Here is an 850-nt window from a genome sequence, read left to right as displayed (position 1 = left end):
TATCTGAGTTTCAGGGTGAAAGATACGGGTATAGGGATGTCTGAACAGGAGCTGAAACGAATCTTCAATCCCTTTACTCAGGCCGACCAGTCAATCACAAGAAAGTATGGCGGAACCGGTTTAGGTCTTGTGATTTGCGAGAAGATTGTACACTTGATGGGAGGGAATATTTCCGTTAAAAGCAAACAGGGCAAAGGATCTAGTTTCCATATCTTGATCCCCTACCAAGAGGTGACGGCAGAAGCACTTGAAGTGGTCCCAGATCAATCATTGGAACACGCTCCGGAAGTATGTGATAGACAAGATTTGAAGTTACTTGTTGTGGATGATCAACTAATCAATCTTGAGGTTGCAGCAATGATCTTGAATGAGCTGGGCTATGAATGTCAGCGTGCAACAAGCGGGCGTCAGGCGTTGGAGATGATTGAGCAGGAACGGTTTGATATTGTCTATATGGATAGGCAGATGCCAGAGATGGACGGTTTAGAAGCGACACGCAAGATTCGAGCATTTACGCAATCAGACACAGCTCCTTGGGTAGTTGCGCTAACGGCGAGTGCAAGGGAAGAAGAAAAAGAAGAATATCTAGCAGCCGGTGCAAATGCTTTTTTAAGCAAGCCGGTTGATATGCAAAGCTTCAGCTCCTCTATTGAATCCTTCTTAAAGTTCACTTCGTCGTCCCAGCGAGCGCGATTGGCGTAGGCGGTAATCCATTGATTCTATATGTATTGTAAGGGGTAAGATCGCGCAGATGTTTACGCGTAATATTACCTTTATAACGGTCACCCAGCCCATAGATCACAGTGGTATCAGTCTGCAATCGCATCTTTTTATTCAATCTGCGTATAAA

The 850-nt window shown here is 44.9% G+C and carries 1 protein-coding gene and 1 pseudogene; one reads left to right on the top strand and one right to left on the bottom strand.

The window, feature by feature from the left end:
• Window positions 1-15 precede the first annotated feature (15 nt).
• A complete protein-coding gene (locus tag A3750_RS24620; RefSeq protein WP_082873419.1) occupies window positions 16-702 on the top strand; it encodes a response regulator in 687 nt (228 codons plus the stop codon).
• On the opposite strand, the pseudogene A3750_RS25175 reads toward A3750_RS24620, so the two are convergent.
• Window positions 680-850: pseudogene (locus tag A3750_RS25175) on the bottom strand (endolytic transglycosylase MltG); the annotation flags it as partial. The gene A3750_RS24620 and the pseudogene A3750_RS25175 overlap by 23 nt on opposite strands.

The organism is Oleiphilus sp. HI0079 (assembly GCF_001635105.1).
Note: the sequence above shows the minus strand (reverse complement) of the source record. Positions and strands in the feature narration are given on the sequence as shown.